We start from the raw sequence: 26,017 nt of genomic DNA, 5'->3' as shown, positions 1-26,017 counted from the left end.
TCGTGCCAGCAAGCGCACAATGCACACCGGATTTCTTCGGTCGCACATGATGTCGTCACGTTCCTCTTATCCGTTCGCCACTGCGGCGGCGATCGTTCTGCTGATGGTTTCCGCGTTGCCGACGCAGGCGACCACCGCTGCCAGTTTCCAGCGCGATCTCGTCGAGCTGCTGGAGTGCCGTGCCTCACCGGCGACGATGCAGGCGGTGACGACCGCGTTGCGTGGTACAGCGTATGGCACGGCGCAGGAACGACCGGCCCATCTGCAGGGCTGGAGCTTCACGCGCAGCGGTGACGAGGAGCACGCGACGACCCTCATCGACATGCCGGTGACGTTGACGGCACACGGCATCACAACGCACCGCGTGGTGGCGGATGACATGGGCTTCTCGATTCCCATCGATGCAGGGCAGCGTGCGCGCATCGTTAGCGGGAACGGACTTCGGCACCGGTCGAATACGTTGCGTGAGCCGTTCCAGATGTGGTCAGCGCCCGCCGCATCAGGCGATCCGGCATCGCCGGGCGCCATCGTGGTGAGCAGCGATGGTGCGGGCTATCGGTTGGGATGTGACTACCCCGGTCCGATGCGCGAGGCGCGTGTTCCACCACGATGGCGCGAGACGGCCACGGCAAGTGATTTTGGCGCCGCGCTCGAATGCCGGGCGGACGACGCTGCCATGCGGCGCATCGCCAACCTGTGGGAGCGTGTCTCGGAACTGTCGCCGCTGGCATGGCCGGACAATGTCCGCGCGGTGGCCGAGCGTGAGTACCATGCCGATGGCCAGGAGATGCCCGTCGTGGTCGTCACGCTGGAGCAGCCGGTAGCGTTGAAGGGTCTGCCTGCGCAGTCGCTCCTCCTCGCCTATGGAGGCTACTTCGCGGCGGACATGGGCGATGCGCCGCTGAAGGCGGTGCTCGATGCCGCCGGCCTGGGCGCGGCGGATCGGCAGGTAGAGGGGTATTGGAGGCGCGAAGCAACGCGGGAGGCGTCCTCCGGATACACACGCGTGCGGGTGTTCAGCGTCATACCCACCGACAGCGGCGCGGTGCTGGCCGGCTGCATGACCAGCGAGGTCCACTCGGTGAACTGACCGCTGCGGTACGACACGCCGCAGGGCGCAGCGGATGAACACCGCTGCGCCTCTACAGCGGTCTGCTCTCAGTAAACGCCCTGCGCCAGCATCGCATCAGCCACTTTCACGAAGCCGGCGATATTGGCGCCATCCACGTAGTTCACGCTGCCATCGGCCCGCTTGCCGTGGCGCACGCAGTTGGCGTGGATATCCTTCATGATTCCGTGCAGGCGCTCATCGACATCGGCGTGATGCCATGACAGGCGCTGCGCGTTCTGGCTCATTTCCAGCCCCGAGGTGGCCACGCCGCCGGCATTGCTGGACTTCCCCGGCGCATACAGGGTGCCCGCCTTGAGGAAGACCTCCATGGCCTCCAGTGTCGACGGCATGTTGGCGCCTTCGGCCACGCACAGCACATCGTTGTCCACCAGGGCGCGGGCATCGTCTTCGTCCAGTTCGTTCTGGGTGGCGCAGGGCAGGGCGATCTCGGCCGGGATGTGCCAGGGGCGCTTGCCGTCCAGGTACTCGAAGCGTTTGTCATCAGCCAGTTCGGACAGGCAGCCGCGACGTTCGTTGCGTAGTTCCATCACCTCCTGCAGGCCCGCTTCATCGAAGCCGTTGCGGGCGTACAGCGTGCCGCCGGAATCGGAAAGCGTGAGTACGTTCGCGCCCAGCTCGATGGCCTTGATCGCGGCATGCTGGGCCACGTTGCCAGCGCCGGAAATCAACACCCTGGCGCCATCGGTATCGCGGCGGGCATGGTGCAGCATCTGCTCGACGAAGTAGACCGTGCCGAAGCCGGTCGCCTCCGGGCGCATCAGGCTGCCACCGTAGGAGAGACCTTTGCCGGTGAACACGCAGGCGGCATTGTTGGTGAGCTTCTTCATCATGCCGGCCATGTAGCCGACCTCGCGCGCGCCGACGCCGATATCGCCAGCCGGTACATCGGTGTCGGCACCCAGGTGGCGATGCAGTTCCAGCATCAGCGCCTGGCAGAAGCGCATCACCTCGGTGTCGCTGCGGCCCTTGGGATTGAAATCCGAACCGCCCTTGCCACCGCCCATCGGCAAGGTGGTCAGCGCGTTCTTCAGGGTCTGCTCGAAGGCGAGGAACTTCAGGATCGATTGGTTGACCGACGGATGGAAGCGCATGCCGCCTTTGAACGGGCCGATCGCCGAACTGTGCTGCACGCGCCAGCCGCGATTCACATGGGTCTTGCCGGCGTCATCGGCCCAGGCCACGCGGAACTGGATCACCCGCTCCGGCTCCACCAGCCGCTCCAGCAGGCCTTGTTCCAGGTAGCGGGGGTTTCGCTCCAGGAACGGCCACAGGCTCTGGATCACTTCTTTGACGGCCTGCAGGAATTCCGGCTGATGCGGATCGCGCTGGGCCACGTGGTTGAGAAAGTCGGCAGAGGAACGAGGGTTCAAAGGCTTTCCTTGTTGGGGGCCGGCCGCTGGCTGCGACGTGGCCGACGGGACAGGGAGGCCGTGCGGGATGTGGACACACGAACGCGGCCCTCAGGCCGCGTTCGTGACGATCATTGCAGCTTGGCAAGGACCGCGTCGGTTGCTGCGGCGGTACTCACCGCAAGACCCTTGGCGGCGAGATCGGCGGTGAACACGCCGTCATCCAGCACGGCATACACCGCGGCCTCGACCGTAGCAGCCTCGTCGTCCAGCCCCAGTGAATGCCGCAGCAGCATAGCGGCACTGAAGATCGTCGCGTACGGATTGGCAATGCCCTTGCCGGCGATGTCCGGCGCCGAGCCGTGGATCGGCTCGTAGATGCCCACTGCGCCGGGCTCGCCCAGCGATGCCGAGGGCAGCAGGCCGAGCGAGCCGGCCAACATCGAGGCTTCGTCGGTGAGGATGTCGCCGAACATGTTCTCGGTCACGATCACGTCGTACTCGCGCGGCTTGGCCAGCAGATGCATGGCCATCGAATCGACCAGCTGGTGCTCCAACGCGATCTCCGGGAATTCCTCGCGGCCGATCCGCGCGGCGACATCGCGCCACAGGCGCGAGGTTTCCAGCACGTTGGCCTTGTCCACCGAGGTGACCTTGCCGCGGCGGGTCTGGGCCAGGCGGAACGCGGTGCGCAGCACGCGCTCGATCTCGCCCACGCTGTAGCTGCACAGGTCGCTGGCGGTCTCGGCGGTGCGGGTCTTCTCACCGAAGTAGATGCCGCCGGTCAGCTCACGCACGACCACGAAGTCCACACCCTCCAGCAGTTCGGCCTTGATCGGCGAGGCGCCAAGCGCGGCCGCGTGCGTGCGCACCGGGCGCAGGTTGGCGTACAGACCCAGCGCCTTGCGGATTGCCAACAGGCCCTGCTCCGGGCGGACCTTGGCATTCGGATCGGACCACTTCGGGCCGCCGACCGCGCCGAGCAGGATGGCGTCTGCCTTGCGGCACGCCTCCAGCGTGGTGGCCGGCAGCGGCTCGCCGTGGCGATCGATGGCGATGCCCCCGATATCGTGTTCCTGGAACCCGAAGGTGTGACCGAAACGGGTGGCGACGGCTTCCAGCACCGCCACGGCGGCGGCGGCGACTTCCGGACCGATGCCGTCACCCGGCAATACGACAATCTCAGCGTGCATGTTCACTCTCGTAACGTTCAATGTCAGGGGTACGGCCCAACAGATACCCCAATTGGTCCACGCCTTCCAGCAGGCAGGTCTGCGAGAAGCCGTCCAGCGGGAAGGCATACACGCGTCCATCGGGGGTGCGCAGTTCGCGCGCGGCCACGTCGATGGTCAATTCGTCATCCGGACGCTGCATCAGGGTCTGCACATCGGCCTCGTCCAGCACGATCGGCAGCAGGCCGTTCTTGAGCGAATTGCCGCGGAAGATATCGGCGATCTCGCTGCTGACGATGGCGCGCAGGCCCAGGTCGGTCAGCGCCCACGGCGCATGCTCACGCGAGGAGCCGCAGCCGAAGTTGCGGCCGGCCAGCAGAATGCTGCGGCCAGCGTTGTGCGGCTGGTTGAAGGCGAACGCCGGGTTCGGCACGCCCTCGCTCTGCCAGCGCCAATCGTTGAATGCGTGCTTGCCCAAACCGACGCGCTCGGTGGTGGACAGAAAGCGCGCGGGAATGATCTGGTCGGTGTCGATGTTGGTCTCGCGCAGCACCACGCTGGTCGAGGTCAGGGTACGGAAGCCGCTCATCAGGCCACCTCCAGCGTGGCGTACAGTTCGCGTGGGTCGGCCACGCGGCCGTTCACCGCAGCCCAGGCGGCCGTCATCGGCGAGGCCAGCAGGGTGCGCGAACCGGGGCCTTGGCGGCCTTCGAAATTGCGGTTGCTGGTGCTGACCGCCAGTTGTCCCGGCGCGACCAGATCACCGTTCATGGCGATGCACATCGAGCAGCCCGGCTCGCGCCATTCGGCACCGGCCGCGCGCACCACCGCATCGATGCCTTCGGCTTCGGCCTGGCGCTTGACGATTTCCGAACCGGGCACCACCAGCATGCGTACGCCGTCGGCAACGCGGCGGCCCTGCAGCACATGTGCCACTTCGCGCATGTCGCTCAGCCGGCCGTTGGTGCAGGAGCCGACGAAGACCACATCCACCGGGGTGCCGGCCAGGGTCTGCCCGGCGTGGAAGTGCATGTAGTCCAGGCCTTTCTGGTCGGCCGCATCGTTGGCCGCCGGGATCGGCTGGTCCACCGCGATCGCCGTGCCGGGGTGGGTGCCCCAGGTCAGGGTGGGGCGGATGTCGGCGGCCTCGATGTGGACCTCGACATCGAAGCGCGCGCCGGCATCGCTGCGCAGCTGCGACCAGGCGGCAACGGCGGCATCGAAGTCGGCGCCCTTGGGCCCGCGCGGGGTGTTGGCGACCCAGTCGAAGGTGGTCTGGTCGGGGGCGACCATGCCGGCGCGAGCGCCGGCCTCGATGGACATGTTGCACAACGTCATGCGCTGTTCCATGTCCATCGCCTCGATGGCGCTGCCGCGGAACTCCAGCACGTGGCCGGTGCCGCCGTTGACGCCGATCACGCCGATGATGTGCAGCACCACGTCCTTGGCGCCGACACCCTGGGCCAGCGCGCCATCGACGGTGATCGCCATCGTCTTGGCTTTACGCTGCAGCAGACACTGCGTCGCCAGCACATGGCCGACCTCGCTGGTGCCGATCCCGAAGGCCAGCGCGCCAAACGCGCCATGTGTGGAGGTGTGGCTGTCGCCGCAGACGATGGTCATGCCCGGCTGGGTGAAGCCCTGCTCGGGGGCGATTACGTGCACGATGCCGCGGCTGGCCGACTGCAGGTCGAACAGCTCGATGCCGTGCGTGGCGCAGTTGTCGGCCAGCATCGTCACCTGGGCTTCGGAGGCGGCGCTGGCATAGGGCAGCTTGCCGTCGGCACCGGCCGGCAGGGTGGGGGTGGAGTGGTCCATCGTCGCCTTGGTCCGGTCCGGCCGGCGCGGGGAGAGGCCACGCTCGCGCAGTTCGGTGAAGGCCTGCGGCGAGGTCACCTCGTGGATCAGGTGCAGGTCGATGTACAGCACGGCGGGCGCGCTGTCGGTCTCGGGAACGACGACGTGGGCATCCCACAGTTTGTCGTACAGGGTGCGGGGAGCTGGGGTCATGGACTGGCCTTGCTGCGGTTCGGGGTACGTAGTGGGGGTGCTCAGGCCGCGGCGGTGGCCGCGGGCTGCTCGGCCGTCGCGTTGCGCTGGCGCAGCAGACGGTTGGCGACCTCCAGCCACGCCAGTGCGGAGGCTTCGATGATGTCGCGGCTGGTGCCGGTGCCTTCGTACTCCACGCCCTCATGGCGCACGCTCAGGTTGGCTTCGCCGCGCGCATCGGCGCCGATGCCCACACTGTGCACGTGGTAGCTGTCCAGCATCAACTGCACGCCGGTGGCGGCCGACAATGCGCCGAACAGCGCATCGACCGGACCATCGCCCTGCGCCGTCTCGGCAACGCGGTTGCCGTCAGGATCGGACAGCTCGACCAGCGCGTTGGCGCGGCTGCCGACGTCGCTGATCGTCATCGAGGCCAGCCGGTAGCCGTTCTGGGTAGCGCTGCCCTGCATCAGGGTCTGCAGGTCGGCGTCGGTGACCACGCGCTGCTGTTCGCACAGTGCCTTGAACTGTTCAAAGACGTGCTTCAGTTCCTCCTCGTACAGGAAGAAGCCCAGCGCACGCAGGCGTTGTTCGACCGCAGCGCGGCCACTGTGGCGGCCCAGCACCATCTGCGAGGATTCCCAGCCCACGTCTTCCGGGCGCATGATTTCGTAGGTGCCGCGGTGACGCAGCATGCCGTGCTGGTGGATGCCCGACTCGTGTGCGAAGGCGTTGGCGCCGACGATCGCCTTGTTGCGCTGGACCGGCATGCCGACCAGACGCTGCAGCAGCTGCGAGGTGGCGACGATGCGCTGGGTGTTGATGTGCGTGTCTTCGTCGTAGAAGGCGTTGCGTACCTTCAGCACCATCGCGATTTCTTCCAGCGAGCAGTTGCCGGCGCGCTCGCCGATACCGTTGACGGTGCACTCGACCTGACGCGCGCCGCCTTCGATGGCGGCCAGCGAGTTGGCCACGGCCAGGCCCAGATCGTTATGGCAGTGCGCGCTGAAGATGATGCGGTCGCTGTCCGGCACGCCGGCGATCACGCGCTGGAACATCCCGCGGATCTCTTCCGGCGTGGTGAAGCCCACGGTGTCGGGCAGGTTGATGGTGGTGGCGCCGGCGGCTACCGCCACGCGGGCGACCTCGATCAGGAAGTCTTCCTCGGTCCGCGTGGCGTCTTCAGCGGAGAACTCCACATCACCCACATAGCTTCGGGCCAGGCTGACGTGCTTGTGCACCGACTCCAGCACCTGCTCGCGGCTCATGCGCAGCTTGTGCTCGCGGTGCAGCGGGCTGGTCGACAGGAATACATGCAGGCGCGGGTTCGCCGCTGCCTCCAGCGCCTTGGCCGAGGTTTCGATATCGGCGGCCAGGCAGCGCGACAGCACGGCCAGGGTCGGGCGGCGGACTTCGCGGGCGATCATGGCCATCGCTTCGCGGTCGGACTGGGAGCTGGCCGGGAAGCCGGTTTCCATGACATCCACGCCCAGCTCGTCCAGTGCGCGGGCCATTACCAGCTTCTGCTGCGGGCTCATGCTGCAGCCGGGCGATTGCTCGCCGTCGCGCAGGGTGGTGTCGAAAATTCTGATTCGGGGGGAGTTGGGCATGGTCACCAGGAGGTCTCCTCGACGGCAAGGTCGGATGGGATGGCAGAGGTAGGAATCGAAGCGGAAATCGGGGATGTCGCGAGCACGGTTGGTAGGGGCGGGCGTGTTCGCTCGCTGGCGCGGCGGCGCGGCTTGCGCGGGGGGCGGGGACGGATGTCGGCCAGCAGCTGGGCCAATACCAGCGCATCGATGTTGCCGCCGGAGACCACCGCGCACTTGCGCTTGCCGGCGACCCGGCGGCCGGCGGCCAGTGCCAGCGCGCCGGCACCTTCGGCGATGACGTGCTCTTCCAGCGCCAGCCGCACCAGGGTCTCGCGCAGCTCGGCTTCACGCACGATCACCACATCGTCCAGCAGCGCACTGCACAGCTTGCGGGTCAGGAAACCGGGAATCTTCACCTTGACGCCGTCGGCCAGCGTGGCGACGGGGGCGATTTCACGCACGTCGCCGCGGATGGCGCGGGCCATCGAATCGACGCCCTCCACCTGCGCACCGACGATGCGCACGCCCTGCGATTTCAGCGCCAGCGCGACGCCGGAGGCCAGGCCACCGCCGCCGATCGGCACGATCACCACGTCCGGCGCATGCGGGGCCAGTTCAATGCCCAAGGTGCCCTGGCCGGCGATCACGTCCGGGTCGTCGAAGGCGGACAGGAAGCGATAGCCGTGCTGGTCGGCCAGGGCACGGGCGAAGGCGTAGGCCTCGTCGTAGCTCTCACCGTGCTGGCGCACGGTGGCGCCCCAGTGGGCGACCCCGGCGATCTTGGTGGCCGGTGCACCGTGCGGCATCACCGTGATCGCCGGAATGTTCAAGCGGTAGGCGGCCCACGCCACGCCCTGGGCGTGGTTGCCGGCCGAGGCGCAGATGACCGGGCGGTCATCGCCGCGCTCACGCCCGGCCAGCAGGGCGTTCAATGCACCGCGCACCTTGTAGGACCCGGTGCGCTGCAGGTTTTCCAGCTTCAGCCAGACGCCGAAACGCTCGGCGTAGTGCAGCGGCGTGGGCGGCAGGAAGCGGCGCAGCCGCGCCTGCGCGGCCAACACATCGGCGACGCTTACGTCGCCTACCTCCGGTTCCTGCGGGGTACGGCTAGCCGGCATCACGCACCCGGCCATGGTGATCGTCGCGGCGCGGTACGCGCTGCGACGGCGCACGGTGCGACGCACGACCGAGAAGACACCTCCGTACCGGCACCGATGCAACGGTGCGGGCGTTCATGCGGATACTCCGGGTTCCAGCGCGCTGATGCGCACCGAAACACAGTCGTAGATCTTCTCGATCTGGCGACGCAGGGTTTCCGGCGGGCGGGTGGAATCGACCACCAGCTGCAGGTGCCAGCGGCCGTCGTCGGCGGCATTGGGCGCACCGGCGATCGCGCGCGGCGCGAAGCCGCGGCGTTCGGCCATGCCGATCACGCGCAGCAGCGCGCCTTCGGCCGGGGTCAGCACCAGGTCAAGCCGGTATTGCATTGGGGAACTCCTGGGACTGATGAGCGGGGTTGCTTTCCAGCATGGTGCTGTTGGCGTTGTTGGGCGGCACCAGCGGCCACACGTTGGCACGCGCATCGATGGCCACATGCAGCAGCGCCGGGCCGGGCTGGGCCAGCATCGCGGCCAGGCCACCTTCGACATCGTCACGCGCCTCGATGCGCGTGGCCGGAATGCCAAACACCTGGGCCAGTGCGGCGAAGTCGGGGTTGTCGGACAGATCGATCTCGCTGTAGCGCTCGGCGAAGAACAGTTCCTGCCACTGGCGGACCATGCCCAGCGAGCTGTTGTCCAGCAGCACGATCTTCACCGGCAGGCGGCAGCGGGCGATGGTGACCAGCTCCTGCACGTTCATCATGAAACTGCCATCGCCGGAGACCAGCACCACGGTGCGATCCGGGCAGGCGAACTGCGCACCCATCGCCGCGGGCAGGCCGAAGCCCATGGTGCCCAGCGCACCGCTGGTCAGGTGGTTGCGCGGGTGGGTGAAACGGCAATGCTGGGCGACCCACATCTGATGCTGGCCGACATCGCAGGCGATGATCGCGTCGCTCGGCGCCAGCTCGCTCAGCCGCTTCAGCAGCGCCGGTGCGTAGATGTGCTTGCCCGGTGCGTCGTAGCGCGGGGCGAAGCGTTCACGATGGCCCTGGCAGCGCTTGGCCCAGGCCTCCTGCGTGGCCGGTGCGGTGGCCGCGGCGGTCAGTGCGCGCAGCGCCGTACCGACATTGCCCGGCACCGCGATGTCGGCGGTGCGCAGCTTGGAGATCTCGTACGCATCGGCATCGATATGCACGACGCGGGCAAACGGGGCGAACTCGTTCAACTTGCCGGTCGCGCGGTCATCGAAACGCGCCCCGACCACGACCAGCAGATCGCTTTCCTGCACGGCCATGTTGGCCGCGCGGGTGCCGTGCATGCCCAGCATGCCCAGGTAGTGAGGGTGCTGCGGCGGCAGCGCCCCCAGGCCGCGCAGGGTCAGCACGGTCGGAATACGGGTTGCCTCGACGAAGGCACGGAAGTCCTCCACCGCATCGCCCAGCGCCACGCCACCCCCGGCATAGATCACCGGCTTTTCGGCCGCGGCGATGGCGGCGATGGTCTGCGCGATGGCCTCGTCCTGCGGCGCAGGCGGTGCCACCACCGTGGACGGCACGTGGTCGGGCAGGTGCGACGCATCGGCCACCTGCACGTCTTTGGGCAGATCGATCAGCACCGGACCAGGACGACCCTCGCGGGCGATCCGGAACGCATCGGCGACCACCTGCGGCAGGTCATCGACCGAGCGCACCAGCCAGCTGTGCTTGACGATCGGCAGGGTCAGCCCGAACACGTCCAGTTCCTGGAACGCGTCGGTGCCCAGCAGCGGGGTGGCGACCTGGCCGGTGATGCAGACCATCGGCACCGAATCCAGCATCGCATCGGCGATGCCGGTGACCAGGTTGGAGGCGCCCGGGCCGGAGGTGGCGACGCAGACGCCGACCCGGCCGCTGGCACGGGCGAAACCGTTGGCGGCCAGGGCCGCGCCCTGCTCATGGCGGACCAGGATGTGCTTCAGCCCGGAATCCACCAGGGCGTCATAGAACGGCATGATGGTGCCGCCCGGATAGCCGAACAGCGTATGCACGCCCTCGGCTTCCAGGGCCTGCGTCAACCAGCGTGCGCCGTTGCGGGGCGCGGTGCTGTGTGCGGAGGTATTCATGCGGTGACCTTTACGAAAGCGGGTGGGGGAGCCGCGCGGTTACGCGGCTTGACTTTGCAACCAGACCATCTTGGCGCGCAGTTCCTTGCCTACCTTCTCGATCGGGTGCTCCAGGTCGGCCTGCTTGAACTTGTTGTAGTTCGGCAGGCCCGCTTCGTACTCGGCCACCCAGTTCTTGGTGAAGGTGCCGTTCTGGATATCGGTCAGCACGTCCTTCATGCGCGCCTTGGTGCCGGCGTCGATCACGCGCGGGCCGCTGACGTAGTCGCCGTACTGCGCGGTTTCGGAGATGAATTCCAGCATGCGGGTGATGCCGCCTTCGTAGAACAGGTCCACGATCAGCTTCAGTTCGTGCAGGACTTCGTAGTAGGCGATTTCCGGCTGGTAGCCGGCTTCGACCAGGGTTTCGAAACCGGCCTGCACCAGGGCCGAGGCGCCACCGCACAGCACGGCCTGCTCGCCGAACAGATCGGTTTCGGTCTCTTCCTTGAAGGTGGTCTGGATCAGGTTGGCGCGCGCGCCGCCCAGGCCACCGGCGTAGGCCAGGGCGTACTCGGCGGCCTTGCCGCTCTTGTCCTGGTAGACCGCCCAGATGCACGGCACACCGCGGCCGATCTCATACTCGCGACGGACCAGTGCACCCGGGCCCTTCGGCGCGACCAGTACCACGTCCAGATCCTCGCGCGGTTTGATCATGTCGAAATGCACGTTCAGGCCGTGCGCGAACAGCAGCACCGCGCCCTGTTTCATGTTCGGCGCGAGCACGTCTTCGTAGAGCTTCTTCTGCACCATGTCCGGGGTCAGCACGGCGACCAGATCGGCATCCTTCACCGCCTCGGCGGGGGCTTTGACGGTGAAGCCGTCGGCCTGTGCCTTGACCTCGGTCGGACCGCCCGGGCGCAGCCCGACGACGACATCGAAACCGGATTCACGCAGATTCAGCGCGTGCGCGCGGCCCTGGCTGCCGTAGCCGACAACAGCGATCTTGATCTGGGGCAGGTCGTTGGTGCTCATGGGGGAGGTCCTTTGGAGGCAAGAAAAAAGAGGGCCGACGGTCAGCGACGCGTCGGCCCATCAGGGGAAGGGGTGGCACCGGCCTGGCCGCGACCACACGCGAACGCACCCGCCGTGGGGGCGGTAGGCGTCGGCTGGCTCGAGGTGGGCTGGCGGGTCATGGTGGAAGGCAACTCGGAGGGAGGTGGGAAATCAAAGGGTTCTGAAACGAAAAAACCCGCACCTGGTCGGGTGCGGGTTTTGATGGATACCTGGCAGTCTTGCTTACACGCCGGTCCGTCCCGCACCTGTTGGTTGGGTAATAAGTACGAGGACGAGAAGCGAATGGATGGAGGCCGCGCCGTGGTCGGCGTGCTCGATGGATTCGCGGGTGGCTGTGCGCTGCAACATGAGATCGAGAAAACCACACGGCTTTTGGCGGTGTCAACCCTGGAAACACAATTTCCATCGGTTTCGCCTGCATCCACCGCAAGGCCCCGTCGTACAAGGATGGTTGCGGCTGAAAGCGTTCCGATGAACTGGAATTCAGCATTTTGCAGGGCCTGATTGCGCGGATTCGCGGCGGATTTGTGGGAGGTGCATGACCATAGTGGGATGTGCTCCGGCGGCATCTGCCGCCACCATCAGCTCGCTACCACCCTCAGGAACCACCCCGTGTCCTCACGCCTTGCCCGCGGCCTGCTCGCCGCCGCCGTCCTGTGTGCCCTGCCTGCGGCCGCCATCGCTGCCGACCGGATCACCGGCCACACCTTCGCCACCCGCTCGGAGGTGATCGCCCCGCACGCGATGGCCGCCACCTCCCAGCCCCTGGCCACCCAGATCGCCCTGGACGTGATGAAGTCCGGTGGTTCGGCGGTGGATGCCGCGATCGCGGCCAATGCCGCTCTCGGTTTGATGGAACCCACCGGCAACGGCGTCGGCGGTGATCTGTTCGCGATCGTATGGGACCCCAAAAGCGGGAAGCTGTATGGGTACAACGGCTCGGGTCGCTCGCCGAAGTCGCTGACCCTGGCCGAGTTCCAGCGCCGGGGCCTGAAGGAGATTCCGGCCACCGGTCCGCTGCCGGTCTCGGTACCCGGCGCGGTGGATGGCTGGTTCGCCCTGCATGACCGTTTCGGCCGCAAGCCGATGGCCGACAACCTCGCGCCCGCCATCCGCTACGCCCGCGAAGGCCACCCGGTCGCCGAGGTGATCGCCTACTACTGGGACCGCTCGGTGCCGCGACTGTCCAAGTACCCTGGCTTCACCGAGCAGTTCACGATCAACGGCCATGCCCCGCGCAAGGGAGAGATGTGGAAGAACCCGAACCTGGCCCACACGCTGGAGCAGATCGCCCAGGGCGGCCGCGATGCCTTCTACAAAGGCGAGATCGCCCGCACCATCGGCACTTACTTCAAGGCCAATGGCGGCTACCTGAGCTATGAGGACATGGCCAGCCATCACGGCGAGTGGGTGGAGCCGGTCAGCAGCAACTACCGCGGCTATGACGTGTGGGAGCTGCCGCCGAACAGCCAGGGCATCGCCGCGCTGCAGATCCTCAACGTGCTGGAAGGCTACGATTTCTCCAACATCCCCTTCGGCTCGCCCGAACACGTGCACCTGTTCGTGGAAGCCAAGAAGCTGGCCTTCGCCGACCGCGCGCGCTTCTACACCGATCCGGCGTTCCACCCGGCCCCGGTCGACCGGTTGATTTCCAAAGGCTACGCCGCTGAGCGCCGCAAGCTGATCTCGATGGACAAGGCGCTGAGTGAAGTGCAGCCGGGTACGCCGAAGCAGCTGCAGGAAGGTGACACGATCTACATGACCGTCGCTGATGCCGACGGCATGATGGTCTCGCTGATCCAGTCCAACTACCGCGGCATGGGCAGCGGCATGGCGCCTCCGGGCCTGGGATTCATCCTGCAGGACCGTGGCGAGATGTTCGTGCTGCAGAAGGATCACCCGAACGGCTATGCGCCGGGCAAGCGTCCGTTCCAGACCATCATCCCGGGCTTCGTCACCAAGGACGGCAAGCCGTGGATGAGCTTCGGCGTGATGGGGGGCGCGATGCAGCCGCAGGGCCATGCCCAGATCGTGATGAACATGGTCGATTTCGGAATGAATCTGCAGGAAGCCGGGGATGCGCCGCGCATCCAGCACGAGGGCTCGACCGAGCCGACCGGGCAGGCCACCGCGATGAGCGACGGTGGCGAAGTCAACCTGGAAACCGGCTTCCCGTACGAAACAGTGCGCGCGTTGATGCGCAAGGGCCACCGGGTGGTGTTCGCGGATGGTCCCTACGGTGGGTACCAGGCGATCCTGCGTGATCCGGAGACCGGGGTGTACTACGGCGCGTCGGAAAGCCGCAAGGATGGGCAGGCGGCGGGGTACTGATTCCCTCGTGCTTCGTAGCGCCGACCGTTGGTCGGCAGAGTCGCAGGGCAGAGCGTCAAGCAGGGCGTAAAGCAGGGCGCTTTGGGGCTGCGGGTAGTGGGCCGCCCTGGGTGGGTTGGCGGGACCCGCCGTGAATCCATCCATGGAGGCTCATGTCGCCGCATCCTTGCGGCTCATGGTCCCGCCAACCCACCCACGCCGACCCACCTACAGTGGGTCGGTGCGCATGGCAAAAGCGAACGCGGCCGAAGCGGTAGAGCCACGCCATGCGTGGCTGCTTTGCCTCAACCAGGAGCCAAGGCGTCAGGTGCACGCTGCTGCGCCGAGCTTGGCCCGGCGGCTCTCCCCAGAACCACCTTAAAACTGTGAGCGGGACGGGGCGGGTGGGTTGTCGGCACCATGAGCGCCATGGATGGCGCGACATGAGCCTCCAAGGACGGATTCACGGCGTGTCCCGCCAACCCACCCGTCCCGGCCCGCCCACCGATAGCCCGGGAGCGTGCCGCTCTAAGCGACCAACCCAGCCACCCTAAGGCGCCCGAGCCGCCTCATCGCGTGTCTCTTCCTGCGCCGCGATCTCCCGCTCGATCCACTCGTCCATCAACCGCCGCGCGCGCTGCGCACGGCGCCGCTGCAGCGCATGCTCCATATCCAGTACCCGGTACAACGACCACATCACCGCCAGCATCAACAACGCAAACGGCAGTGCCGCGATCGTGATCATCCCCTGCAGCGCATTGAGGCCGCCGGCCAACAGCAGCACGCCCGCGATCAACGCAATCGCCACGCCCCACACCATCCGGCGCGCCAGCGGCGGATCGCCGGCCTCCTCCGTCGACATCGTCGCCAGCACCAGCACCGCCGAATCGGCCGAGGTCACGAAGAAGATCATCAACAGCACCAGCGCGATCACCGACAACACCGTCGGCATCGGCAGGCTGTCGAACATCGTGAACAGCACCGTCTCGTAGCCATTGCCCAGCGCCTGGGCCAGATCCACGTGGCCGAAGATCTGCGACCACAGCGCCGTGCCACCGAATACCGAGAACCACAGGAAGCCCAGCACGCTCGGTGCGATCACCACGCCCAGCACGAACTCGCGGATGCTGCGCCCACGCGAGACGCGCGCGATGAACGAACCCACGAACGGCGCCCACGCGATCCACCACGCCCAGTAGAAGATCGTCCAGTCCGCCACCCATGTGCTGCCCGAGAACGGGGACATCCGCAGGCTCATCGTCACCAGCGAATTGAGGTAGGAGCCGATCGTGGTGGTGAACGTATCGAAGATGAAGCCGGTCGGCCCCAGCACCAGGATCAGCGCCAGCAGCAATGCCGCCAGGCCGAGGTTGAAGTTCGAGAGCCATTTGATGCCGCGGTGCACGCCACTGGTGGTGGAGGCCATGTACAGCACGAACGCCACCGCGATGATGGTCAACTGCACGGGTACCGAGGCCTGGATACCGAACACGCGCTCAAGGCCGGCCGCGATCTGGATCGTGCCGAAGCCCAGCGTCGTGGCCACACCGATCGCCGTGGCGACCACGGCGGCGACGTTGACCACGGTACCCATCCAGCCGCGGTGATGCGCGCCGATGATCGGCTGCAGCAGATCGCTGATCAGCCCGCGGCCGTTGCGGTTGAACTGGAACCAGGCCATCGCCAGGCCGATCAGCGCGTAGATCGCCCAGGGATGCAGGCCCCAATGGAAGAACGCATAGCGCATCGATGCGCGCGCCGCTTCCATGCTTTGCGGGGCCAGTCCCTCGGGCGGCTTCACGAAGTGCGAGATCGGTTCGGCCGCGCCCCAGAAGACCAGGCCGATGCCCATGCCGGCGGCGAACAACATCGACATCCAGCTCGCATTGGAAAAATCAGGCTCGGCATCCTCGCCGCCGATGCGCAGCGAACCGAAGCGGCCGAAGGCCAGGTACATCAGGAACGACAGCGTGATGAACACCACCAGCAGATACAGCCAGCCAGTACTGCGGATGATGGTGGACAGGCCGCTCTGGACGACCTCGTTGAAGGGGCCCGGCGCGAGGCCGGCGATCAGCACCAGCAGTGCGACCAGTGCGATGGAAATGCGGAACACCATGCAGGCGTGTCTCCGATCAGTAGGGGCGAGCCGAGGCTTGCAATCTCCAGCGGCACAACGGCAACAACTGGGGCGGATCAAGCCGGTCGAGGCCGGTCAGTACGGACGTCAATGGCGTCGAGCAGAGCGCGGTGTGCGCACGATCGGGAGGCTACCCCCTGACCGCACCGCATACCGCGCTGCAGCATGGTAGTGCATGGGGTGTCGGCGCTCTGTTCACATGCAAAGGCCCATCACGTCAGTGTGCGGCTCGGTCGTGCGCCCGTGGGCGCCGCTTTGTGCTCTAATTCGCCCCGAAGCGGGGGTACCGCGGCCCAGTGGCCAAGGTTGAGACAGTCCCTTCGAACCTGATCCGGTTGATACCGGCGTAGGGAAGCTTCGCATCTGCAGATGCATTGCGCCGTAGGGCCACCCCGCCCGGAGACCGCCCGCAATCCGTCCGTCGAGCGCCGCCGTTTCGTCCCTCCCATGCGAATCCCTCGCATAGAACCGCACAGTCCCTGTGCGGGGATTGAACCTAGGACGATGCCTCAATGAACGCACAGCTCTCCGCCCTGCAGCAACAGGCCCAGCAACTCTCCGAATCGGTCACGCGGCCGATTCCCGGCTCGCACAAGATCCACGTGCAGGGCTCGCGCAGCGACCTCCAGGTGCCGATGCGCGAGATCACGCTGACCCGCACGCCCACCTTGTTTGGTGGCGAAGAGAACGCGCCGGTCACGGTGTACGACACCTCCGGCCCCTACACCGATCCGGCTGTCGCCATCGACCTTTCCGTCGGCCTGCCTGCGCTGCGCGCGGCCTGGGTGGCCGAGCGCGGCGATACCGAGGTGCTGGACGGCCTGAGCTCGGCATTCGGCCGCTCGCGCGAAACCGATACCCGTCTGGACGCGGTACGCTTCCCCGCGCGGTTGCAGCCTCGCCGTGCGCGGGCCGGCGCCAATGTCACCCAGATGCACTACGCACGCCGCGGCATCATCACGCCGGAGATGGAGTTCGTGGCGATCCGCGAGAACCAGCGGCTCGATGCGATCCGCGACGCCGCACTGCTGCAGCAGCATCCCGGCGAGTCCTTCGGTGCCTCGATCCCCAGGATCATCACCCCCGAGTTCGTCCGCGATGAGATTGCGCGTGGCCGTGCCGTGCTACCCAACAACATCAACCACCCGGAAAGCGAGCCGATGATCATCGGCCGCAACTTCCTGACCAAGATCAACGCCAACATCGGCAACAGCGCGGTGTCCTCGGGCATTGCCGAGGAGGTGGAAAAGCTGGTCTGGGCGATCCGCTGGGGCGGCGATACCGTGATGGACCTGTCCACCGGCAAGCACATCCATGAAACCCGCGAGTGGATCCTGCGCAACTCGCCGGTGGCGATCGGCACCGTGCCGATCTACCAGGCCCTGGAGAAGGTCGATGGCCGCGCCGAAGAACTGAACTGGGCGATCTTCCGCGACACGCTGATCGAGCAGGCCGAGCAGGGCGTGGACTACTTCACCATCCACGCCGGCGTGCTGCTGCGCTACGTGCCGCTGACCGCCAAGCGCGTGACCGGCATCGTCTCGCGCGGTGGCTCGATCATGGCCAAGTGGTGCCTGGCGCATCACAAGGAGAACTTCCTCTACACGCACTTCGAGGACATCTGCGAGATCATGAAGGCCTACGACGTGACCTTCTCGCTGGGTGACGGCCTGCGCCCGGGCTGTATCGCCGATGCCAACGATGCCGCGCAGTTCGGCGAGCTGGAGACGCTGGGCGAGCTGACGAAGATCGCGTGGAAGCATGACGTGCAGACCATGATCGAAGGCCCCGGCCACGTGCCGATGCAGCTGATCAAGGAGAACATGGACAAACAGCTGCGCGAGTGCGGTGAAGCCCCGTTCTATACGCTCGGCCCACTGACCACCGATATCGCGCCGGGCTACGACCACATCACCAGTGCGATCGGTGCGGCCATGATCGGCTGGTACGGCACCGCGATGCTCTGCTATGTCACCCCGAAGGAACACCTGGGCCTGCCCAACCGCCAGGACGTACGCGACGGCATCATGGCCTACCGCATTGCCGCGCACGCCTCGGACCTGGCCAAGGGCCACCCCGGCGCGCAGGTCCGCGATAACGCGCTGAGCAAGGCGCGTTTCGAATTCCGCTGGGAAGACCAGTTCCATCTCGGGCTGGATCCGGAAAAGGCCAAGGAATTCCATGACGAGACGCTGCCCAAGGACGCGCACAAGCTCGCCCACTTCTGCTCGATGTGCGGCCCGCACTTCTGTTCGATGAAGATCACCCAGGATGTGCGCGATTACGCCGCCGGGCAGGGGCTGGAGGCGCACACGGCGCTGGAGGCCGGCATGGCCGAGAAGTCCGCCCAGTTCCGCGAGCTCGGGGCGCAGGTGTATCGCCAGGAGTGAGGCAGCGGCCGTGGCGGCGCACAACGCCACGGCCATCATCCGCCGCCTGCGTGATTCCCGCTAAGCTCGGCGCGACCAGGCAGGGATGGGGACGACGATGGCGATAGCACGCAGCACCAAATGGCTGGCCATCGCGCGCCGGCATCCCTCGGCCTGGTTGTTGGCCGTGCAGCTGCTCGGCGTCCTGCTGTATCCGGCAATGGACGAGGCTGGCGCCAGCCGCGCCCTGTTCGGGGCGTTCGGCATCGCCGTGCTTGGCCTGGCGTTGTGGGTGGTACGACGCAGCCCGCTCGGCATGTGGGTGGCGCTGGTGCTGGCCATTCCTTCGGTGGTGTTTTCCATCTCAGGCGCTCTGTTGGAGCGCCCGGCGCTGGTCACCACCGCGCAGCTGCTGGAATGCCTGCTGTATTTCTATACGGCGGGCAGCCTGATCGCCTACATGCTCCAGGACCACAAGGTGACCCGCGATGAGCTGTTCGCGGCGGGAGCCACCTTCACGCTGTTGGCGTGGGCCTTCGCCTTCGCTTTCGCGGTATGCCAGCAGTGGTACCCGGGCAGTTTCGTGGCGGCCAGCGAGAGCGAACTGCGCACCTGGATGGAGTTGCTTTATCTGAGCTTCAGCTTGCTGTCCGGGGTCGGTTTGAGCGATGTGGTGCCCATCCATTCCCAGGCGCGCGCGCTGGTGATGCTGGAGCAGTTCGCAGGCGTGATGTACGTGGCGTTGGTGGTCTCGCGGCTGGTGGGACTCACCATGCTGACCCGTGCACGAAACTGAATCCAACATAAAAAATTCGCGCCAGAAGGCGCGAATGTTGACGCGTTTTATGTGAATTCATCGGCGAGAGAGAGCCTGTTGTCGGCCGCACGCACAGGCGCGGTTAACCGGCATAGGCTATTATTCGCGCGCCTCGGTGTTTTTGCGGTTTGCGCCGATGGCGTGTGCGGAATCTGGCGGTTCGTCCTCGTGTATCGATTGTGACGTTCGCGTGAATTCCAGTGGTTTTTTGCATTTTCCTCGTGTCCTGGATGATCAGTAACGACAGTGAGCGCCCCTCCGCCGATGTGATTCGAATCGGCGACTTCCTCGTTACTCTCTCCTCGCGGGAAGTGATGAGCGAAGGCCTGCGTCGCCCACGTCGACTGACACCCAAAGCATTGGGTGTTCTCAAGGCGCTGCTGCGTTCTCCAGGGGCGGTGGTTACCCGTGATGAACTGTTTGCGGAGGTCTGGCCGGATACGCTGCCGACCAACGACGTGCTGACCCAGGCGGTCACCCAGCTGCGCAAGGCCTTCGCCACTGATGACGATGCGGCCGAACCCTATATCGAAACCATTGCCAAGACCGGTTACCGCCTGCTGATGCCGGTCAGCGTGGTCGACGATGCCGCACCTGTGCTGCTGCTCGAGCCCGCGCTGCCGTCGGCCTCCACGCCTGTGCTCGCCGCCGCGCACGTACCGGCGGCACTGCCGCATGCACCGCCCCCGCAGGACCCGATCAAACGTCGTCGGCGGCGCATCCGCCGCTACGCGGTCATGGTCGTCGGGCTGGTGATGGTGGTGGCGCTGCTGGTGATGGCCGCCATGCTGATGCAACGCGATCCGCCGGCCTCAGCGGTCGAGGCCGCGGTGGAGGACGGCACGCGGGTGATCGGTAGTCCTCAACGCCCGTATCGCCTGATTACCGCCACGGCAGGATTTGAAACGTATCCCACGCTGTCCCCGGATGGATCGCAGATCGCCTATGAAGCCGATGTGCCCAGCCGACCGGGCAGTGTCATCAAGGTGCAGACCTCCGGTAATGCACCAGCACGCGTGCTGGTCGAGCCGCCCACGGGCATGTCCGACCGCTTCCCGAGCTGGTCGCCCAATGGCCGTGAGATCGCGTTCGCCCGGTTCGGCCCGGCCGAAAGCTGCGAGGTGTTGATCGCCAGTGCGACGGGTGGGGCGGTGCGCCATGTGACCCGTTGCGACGGCACTGAGCTGCTCAGTTTCGACTGGACCCCGGACGGTCGCGGCCTGGTCTTCGGCTCGCTGTCCGGACGGTATGCGCAGCGCGGCATCCGCACCCTGGATATCGCCAGCGGCCGCTGGCAGCCGCTCGACTACGACATTGGCAGCGACAACTTCGAATATGCACCGCGGTACTCACCGGATGGGCGCTGGATCGTGTTCGTGCGCAATCCGCAGATCGGCGATCTGTGGCGCATGCCGGCCGAGGGGGGCAGTCCGGAGCAGCTGACCGATGATTCGGCGGAGATTCGTGGCTGGGCCTGGCGCGGCGACAGTCGCCACATCGTGTTCGGCCGCCGGGTCGACAGCGAATCGCGCCTGTATGAGCTCGATACCGATACGCGCGTTCTGCGCGACGTCGGTCTTGACGATGCGCAGTCCCCCACCGTTTCCCGGGCGAACGACATGCTCGCCTTCGTACATCGGCGCCCCCAGTTCGGCTTGTTCCGTGTGCCGGTGGAGGCAGCCGGGCTGGGTGCGCCGCAGCGGCTGTTCCCCTCGGGAGGCCGTGACTCGCAGCCCATGGTCTCTCCGGACGGTCAGCAGATCGTGTTTTCTTCGGACCGTTCGGGCAGCTATGCGCTGTGGTGGGCGGATCTGCAGCGACCTGAGTCGTTGCGTCCGATCGAGGGCCTCAGGCCCGAAGCGCGCCAGGCCTCGGACTGGTCGCATGACGGCAAGCGGGTGCTGGTGTTGGGGCGCGATGAGCATGCCAACCCCGGGATATATGAGGTCTCCCCGCGCGATGAGCAGACGTTGCGTCTGCCGGTTCCGGTGCGCCAGCCATTGCAGGCGCTGTACGGCAAGGATCCGCTGCAGGTGCTGGTGGTGGAACGCGACCGTGATGAGCGGATGCGTCTGTCGCTGTTCGATCGCAGCCTGACCCCGTGGCGACTGATCAGCAGCATCGAGGGCGTTTCCCAGGCGCGTTATGACGTCGCCGGCGAGCGCGTATTGTTCACCCGGCTCTCGGCAGGGGGGCTTTGGCAGGCCGACGCTGCGCTGAGTTCACAGAGCATCCGCCAGATCAGCGAAGATCGCCCCACGCGCTGGCGGTATCGCACCTGGACCGTGTCCGCGCAGGGGGGGATCGACTATCTTTCCAATCGCTCTGATTGCGCCACGGTGTTCACCCGGATCGCACAGCCGATCGCCGATCAGGAGCATTGCCTGGATGCAGACCGCCTCAGCGCCAGCAATGGATTCAGCGCAGGGCCTGGCGGGGAGGCGCTGTATGTCGCGCTGGCGGTGGCCGATGGCACTGACATCGGCGTGATGTCGCTCCCCGAGCGCGTACCGTCGCTGTTTCCGGGGTTCGTCAAGTCTATGATTTTAAAAACAAAAAACCCTTCGTAACTTCTTCGTGGCGTCCTCGTCTCGAATTCGTATCAATCTCGCCAGGACTTCCTGAGGCAGCGGCCTGATTTGGCAAGACTGCAGGCCAGCAAAGGCAAACTCTTGGTGAAGTCATGCGTCAGCTCTCCCTCGCCGATCGCGGTCAATCGCTCTCCCTGGACAAGGTCGTTGACGACGGTCCGTTGCCCACCTGTCTGGGTGTGGCCCGGTTGGGCAGTCTGCAGAGTCCTGGGACGACCTTCACCGTGTGGATCCAGTTGCGGGGCAGTGCGTGGGTCGAGTCCAAGGAAGGGCGGTTCCGCTTGCGCCAGCGTGAGTGGATCGCCTTCGAGAAGGAATCCCGCCCCATGGTCCAGGCCGGCCGCGACGGCTTGTGCATCGGGCTGAGCCTGGCGCCGGACGCGCTGCGCGCGCTGGGTGAGCTCACCGACTGCAGTCTCTACGCGGGTCGCGGCAGCATGAGCCGCAGCGACGCCCGCGTCGCCCTGCGGCTGTGGCGTGACGTCCTGGCCACTGGCCATCCTACCCAGGCCCTGCGCCCGGTGCTGCTGCATCTGGCCGCCCTGCAGCAGGGCATGGCGACGGGCGTACAGCGCTGCCCGGGGCGTTCGCGCAGCCGCAAGCGCCAGGTCTTCGGACGCATGCAGCGCGCCCGTCTGTACCTTGAGGGCAACAGCCACCGCGTCGTGCGCATTGGTGAGCTGGCCGAACTGACCAATTTCTCCAGCTGGTACCTGTCAAAGACGTTCCAGAGCCTGTACGCGGAAAGCCCGCAATCGCTTTCCGCGCGCCTGCGCCTGGAGCGCGCCGCCGATCTGCTGCGCGACACGGACATGATGGTGGGCGAGGTGGCGGCAGCGAGTGGATTTGACAACTGCTGCAGCTTCGCACGGGCGTTTCGAGCCCGCTTCGGACTGTCCGCGTCACGCTATCGTGAGGCCGGTGCGAATCTCTCGCCAGATTCGGCAAAGTCTTCGGTTGTCTCACGCAAATAATTCACTGCAACGCAATCGTAACTTTCCGAGGCGTTTTTAACACGCTACTAACGTACCTCGGAGAGATAAATGAATTTTCGTACTCCCGCAGTGCGGCTGGGCCTTCTGCCCGCCGGCATTGCGCTTGCCCTGACGCCGGCCTTTGCTTCGGCGCAGGAAGCAAGCGGCACGACCGACCTGGACCGCATCCAGGTCACCGGCTCACGTATCCGTCAGGCCAGCACCGAGACCGCCCAGCCGGTGATCGCGCTGCAGCGCGCCGACATCGAGAAGCAGGGCTTCACCAGCGTCGCCGACATCGTCCAGAACCTGTCGGCCACCGGCTCGCCGGCCATCAGCCGCGCCGATGCGCTGTCCTCGGGTGAAGAAGTTGGCGGCCAGTACGTCGACCTGCGCAACCTCGGCCCGGAGCGCACGCTGGTGCTGCTCGACGGCAAGCGCATGGGCGTCAGCTCCGGCGGTTACACCGACCTCGCCTCGATCCCGACCTCGGTCGTGGAGCGCATCGAAGTCCTGACCGATGGCGCTTCGGCGATCTACGGTTCCGACGCGATCGCCGGCGTGGTGAACATCATCACCCGCAAGAACTTCGACGGTCTGGAAGCCAGCGTCTACAAGGGCCAGTACGGCCAGGGCGACGGCGACAAGACCACCTACAACTTCGTGTACGGCCAGACCGGCGATCGCGGTTCGATCACCCTTGGCGCCGAGTACAGCGAGGAAAAGCCGGTTCTGGCCAAGAACCGTCGCTACAGCGCCTCGGCCAACGGTTACCGCCATCCGGTCCCGACCGATGAGGACACCAACGGCTGGAGCGCGATCACCGAGAAGGGCGTGCTGGTTACCGATGATGGCAACTACGTCCTGAACCCGGGCGGCGCCTCGAACAACTTCGGCGATTACCACGATCTGGGCAACGCCGATCTGTCCAACCCGTCGCAGCAGATGTTCCTGTCGACCGGCATCAAGCGTCGTTCGGTCTTCTCCAACGGCCAGTTCGATTTCACCGACAACATCCGCGGTACCGCCAGCGTTCTGTACACCGAACGCGAAGCGCTCCAGCAGATCGCCGGCTACCCGTACCGTTCGGCTGCCTACGACACCCAGATGGACGCCAACAGCGTCTTCAACCCGCTCGATACCGACGTTGATTTCATGCGTCGTACGTGGGAAGTGCCGCGTCAGACCAAGTCCGAGCTCAACACCTTCCGCTTCAGCGGCGGTCTGGAAGGCTCGTTCGAGTTCGCCGACAAGTACTTCGACTGGGATGTGGGCTACGTCTACAACCGGAACAAGGGCGTCAAGACCGGCACCGGCAATCTGTTCATTCCGAACGTGAAGAATGCCGTCGGCCCGTCGTACCTGGATGCCAACGGTATTGCCCAGTGCGGTACCGCCGCGGCTCCGATCGCCGGCTGCACCCCGTGGAACCCGCTGCTGCCGTACGGCTCCACCGCCGACGGTTCGCTGTCCAACCCGGATCTGCAGAAGTACCTGTTCCTGCCGACCCACGACACCTCGCTGACCACCAGCAAGGTCTACAGCGCCAACCTGAGCGGCGCCATCGTGACCCTGCCGGCCGGCGACCTGTCCTTCGCGACCGGCTACGAGCACCGCGAAGAAGAAGCCGAGTACAACCCGGATGCGCTGCTGCAGTCGGGCCTGAGCACCGACCTGGCCGGTGCGCCGACCGCCGGTGGCTACAAGCTGGACGAGTTCTACCTGGAACTGAACGTGCCGATCCTCGCCGATCTGCCGTTTGCCAAGGAACTGTCGGTCGACATGGCCGGCCGTTACTCGGACTACAACACCTTCGGTGACACGTTCAACTCCAAGTTCGGCCTGAAGTGGAAGCCGATCGACGACCTGCTGGTCCGTGGCACCTATGCCACCGGCTTCCGTGCGCCGACCGTCGCCAACCTGTACGGTGGCACTTCGCAGAGCTTCGACAAGTACACCGACCCGTGCGACACCGCCTTCGGTGCAGCCGTGCGCAACCCCGACGTCGCTGCCCGTTGCGGCGGCGCGGTGCCGGCCAACTTCCGTCAGGAAGCGTCGGGTGGCATTGATGCCACCGGCCCGGGTGCACAGTCGAACTACCCGTACCTGTCCGGTTCCAATGATGGCCTGCTGCCGGAAACCTCCAAGACCTGGACCGTCGGCCTGGTCTACAGCCCGAACTTCGTGCAGGGCCTGGATGTCAGCCTGGACTGGTGGAAGATCCGCATCGACAACGTCATCGCGGCGGAGTCGGTCACCTCGATCCTCAACCAGTGCTACGTGCTGAACAACGCCAACGCCTGTGACCGTGTCACCCGTGACACCGACTCCGGTCAGGTCGTCGACGTGACCCGTACGCTGATCAACGGCGGCTACCAGGAAACCGCAGGTTACGACCTGGGTATCCGTTACCGTCTGCCGGAACTGTCCTTCGGCAATGTCGTCATCGACTGGAAGACCACCTATGTGGACTACCTCGAGTACAAGCGCGACAACGAAGCTGAAACCGCTGTCGAGCAGCACACTGGCTGGGGCACCGGCGATTGGGGCGGCAACTTCCGCGTGCGTTCCAACCTGAACATCGATTGGAGCCTGGGCAACTTCGGCGTCAACTGGGGCATGCGTTACTACTCCGGCCTGAAGGAAGAGTGCGCCTACGATCGCGAAGGCGGCCCGGAGTGCAACAACCCGAGCTACTCGTCGGCCTATACGCTGGCGATCCCGGTGCGCAACACCGGTTCGAACACGTTCCATGACCTGCAGGTGCGTTACACCACCCCGTGGGATGCCACCATCTCGGCGGGCGCGAACAACGTGTTCAACCACGAAGGCCCGGTGATGTACAGCCAGCCGAACTCGAGCTTCTCCTACTACGGCGGCTTCGACATCGGTCGGTTCTACTACCTGAAGTACACCCAGCGCTTCTGATCCATCGAAGCAATGGCGTAAAAAGAAAGGAGGGCGGGCCGCAAGGTCCGCCCTCCTTGCGTTGTGGGGTAAGGAAAGTCTGAGTTTCAGCGAAAGGTGATCCGCCTCACGTTTCGGGCGTAAATTCAGTTGATACCGTCAATCGGTCCAATCGTGGACGATTGAGAGATCGATATGAAAATGACGCTCGCTCAGAAGATTTCCGCTGTACTGCTTGCCTCCCTGGCGACCGCGGCCAGTGCGTCGCCCGGCTTGATCGTCTGCGCAGGAGGGCGTTACTGCCAAGAGGTCCGCATCGAATGCCTCGCCGACGGTGGCTCCGCCGCCATGTGCGAGCGCCTGTGGCGCTTGTGCGTGCTGGACGCCTGTCCGCAGCGCTGAAACGACGATGGCG

General features: G+C 65.9%; 18 protein-coding genes and 1 riboswitch. Of the genes, 8 read left to right on the top strand and 10 right to left on the bottom strand.

Features of this window, described 5'->3' with window-relative positions:
• Window positions 1-49 precede the first annotated feature (49 nt).
• Complete coding sequence (locus ABE546_RS13905) at window positions 50-1,090, top strand: hypothetical protein (RefSeq protein ID WP_346464128.1); 1,041 nt, start codon at window positions 50-52, stop codon at window positions 1,088-1,090.
• A 68-nt stretch (window positions 1,091-1,158) separates the two neighbouring features.
• On the opposite strand, the gene gdhA is transcribed toward ABE546_RS13905, so the two are convergent.
• The 9 genes from gdhA to ilvC all read right to left on the bottom strand — a co-directional run bounded on the left by gdhA (window position 1,159) and on the right by ilvC (window position 11,452).
• Window positions 1,159-2,502: an NADP-specific glutamate dehydrogenase gene (gdhA, locus tag ABE546_RS13900; RefSeq protein WP_346464126.1), complete on the bottom strand. Its 1,344-nt coding sequence runs from the start codon at window positions 2,500-2,502 to the stop codon at window positions 1,159-1,161.
• Between the two features lie 110 nt (window positions 2,503-2,612).
• Complete coding sequence (gene leuB, locus ABE546_RS13895; protein ID WP_346464124.1) at window positions 2,613-3,674, bottom strand: 3-isopropylmalate dehydrogenase; 1,062 nt, start codon at window positions 3,672-3,674, stop codon at window positions 2,613-2,615.
• Window positions 3,664-4,242 (bottom strand): 3-isopropylmalate dehydratase small subunit, encoded by a 579-nt coding sequence (gene leuD, locus ABE546_RS13890; RefSeq protein WP_123730256.1) that lies wholly within the window; start codon window positions 4,240-4,242, stop codon window positions 3,664-3,666. The genes leuB and leuD overlap by 11 nt, the downstream gene beginning before the upstream one ends.
• Window positions 4,242-5,663: a 3-isopropylmalate dehydratase large subunit gene (gene leuC, locus ABE546_RS13885; RefSeq protein WP_346464122.1), complete on the bottom strand. Its 1,422-nt coding sequence runs from the start codon at window positions 5,661-5,663 to the stop codon at window positions 4,242-4,244. The genes leuD and leuC overlap by 1 nt, the downstream gene beginning before the upstream one ends.
• A 41-nt stretch (window positions 5,664-5,704) precedes the next feature.
• Window positions 5,705-7,252 (bottom strand): 2-isopropylmalate synthase, encoded by a 1,548-nt coding sequence (locus ABE546_RS13880; RefSeq protein ID WP_313219644.1) that lies wholly within the window; start codon window positions 7,250-7,252, stop codon window positions 5,705-5,707.
• Window positions 7,253-7,254: 2 nt separating this feature from the next.
• Entirely contained in the window at window positions 7,255-8,352 is a 1,098-nt protein-coding gene (locus ABE546_RS13875) for a threonine dehydratase (RefSeq protein WP_265309319.1), read from the bottom strand.
• 114 nt (window positions 8,353-8,466) lie between these two features.
• Complete coding sequence (locus tag ABE546_RS13870; protein ID WP_019183810.1) at window positions 8,467-8,721, bottom strand: ACT domain-containing protein; 255 nt, start codon at window positions 8,719-8,721, stop codon at window positions 8,467-8,469.
• Window positions 8,705-10,438 carry an acetolactate synthase 2 catalytic subunit gene (gene ilvG, locus ABE546_RS13865; protein WP_313219645.1) on the bottom strand — a complete coding sequence of 578 codons (1,734 nt, stop codon included), beginning with the start codon at window positions 10,436-10,438 and terminating at the stop codon, window positions 8,705-8,707. Before ilvG ends, ABE546_RS13870 begins: the two co-directional genes overlap by 17 nt.
• 39 nt (window positions 10,439-10,477) lie before the next feature.
• Window positions 10,478-11,452, bottom strand: coding sequence for a ketol-acid reductoisomerase (ilvC, locus tag ABE546_RS13860; protein ID WP_313219646.1), 975 nt, complete (start codon window positions 11,450-11,452; stop codon window positions 10,478-10,480).
• A gap of 654 nt (window positions 11,453-12,106) precedes the next feature.
• Between ilvC and ggt the strand changes: the two genes are divergently transcribed.
• Window positions 12,107-13,825, top strand: a complete 1,719-nt coding sequence (gene ggt / locus ABE546_RS13855) for a gamma-glutamyltransferase (RefSeq protein WP_313209160.1) — start codon at window positions 12,107-12,109, stop codon at window positions 13,823-13,825.
• 529 nt (window positions 13,826-14,354) lie between these two features.
• On the opposite strand, the gene ABE546_RS13850 is transcribed toward ggt, so the two are convergent.
• Window positions 14,355-15,923, bottom strand: a complete 1,569-nt coding sequence (locus ABE546_RS13850; protein ID WP_102788207.1) for a BCCT family transporter — start codon at window positions 15,921-15,923, stop codon at window positions 14,355-14,357.
• Between the two features lie 290 nt (window positions 15,924-16,213).
• Window positions 16,214-16,315, top strand: a riboswitch (TPP riboswitch).
• Window positions 16,316-16,456: 141 nt separating this feature from the next.
• Here ABE546_RS13850 and thiC point away from each other — a divergent pair.
• From thiC to ABE546_RS13820, 6 genes are all read left to right on the top strand, one after another.
• Window positions 16,457-18,334: a phosphomethylpyrimidine synthase ThiC gene (gene thiC, locus ABE546_RS13845; RefSeq protein WP_346464121.1), complete on the top strand. Its 1,878-nt coding sequence runs from the start codon at window positions 16,457-16,459 to the stop codon at window positions 18,332-18,334.
• Between the two features lie 97 nt (window positions 18,335-18,431).
• Window positions 18,432-19,109 (top strand): ion channel, encoded by a 678-nt coding sequence (locus tag ABE546_RS13840; protein WP_313209162.1) that lies wholly within the window; start codon window positions 18,432-18,434, stop codon window positions 19,107-19,109.
• 251 nt (window positions 19,110-19,360) lie between these two features.
• A complete protein-coding gene (locus tag ABE546_RS13835) occupies window positions 19,361-21,700 on the top strand; it encodes a winged helix-turn-helix domain-containing protein (protein ID WP_346464161.1) in 2,340 nt (779 codons plus the stop codon).
• A 113-nt stretch (window positions 21,701-21,813) separates the two neighbouring features.
• On the top strand, window positions 21,814-22,695 hold the full coding sequence (locus tag ABE546_RS13830; RefSeq protein WP_313209163.1) for a helix-turn-helix transcriptional regulator: 882 nt from the start codon (window positions 21,814-21,816) through the stop codon (window positions 22,693-22,695).
• A 69-nt stretch (window positions 22,696-22,764) separates the two neighbouring features.
• A complete protein-coding gene (locus ABE546_RS13825; RefSeq protein ID WP_313219649.1) occupies window positions 22,765-25,623 on the top strand; it encodes a TonB-dependent receptor in 2,859 nt (952 codons plus the stop codon).
• Between the two features lie 174 nt (window positions 25,624-25,797).
• A complete protein-coding gene (locus tag ABE546_RS13820) occupies window positions 25,798-26,004 on the top strand; it encodes a hypothetical protein (protein ID WP_313209165.1) in 207 nt (68 codons plus the stop codon).
• The last annotated feature ends 13 nt before the right edge of the window (window positions 26,005-26,017 follow it).

Source organism: Stenotrophomonas sp. TWI377 (assembly GCF_039674525.1).
GTDB lineage: Bacteria > Pseudomonadota > Gammaproteobacteria > Xanthomonadales > Xanthomonadaceae > Stenotrophomonas.
The sequence above is the reverse complement of the archived record's forward strand: the minus strand, read 5'-3'. Positions and strand labels throughout refer to the sequence as shown.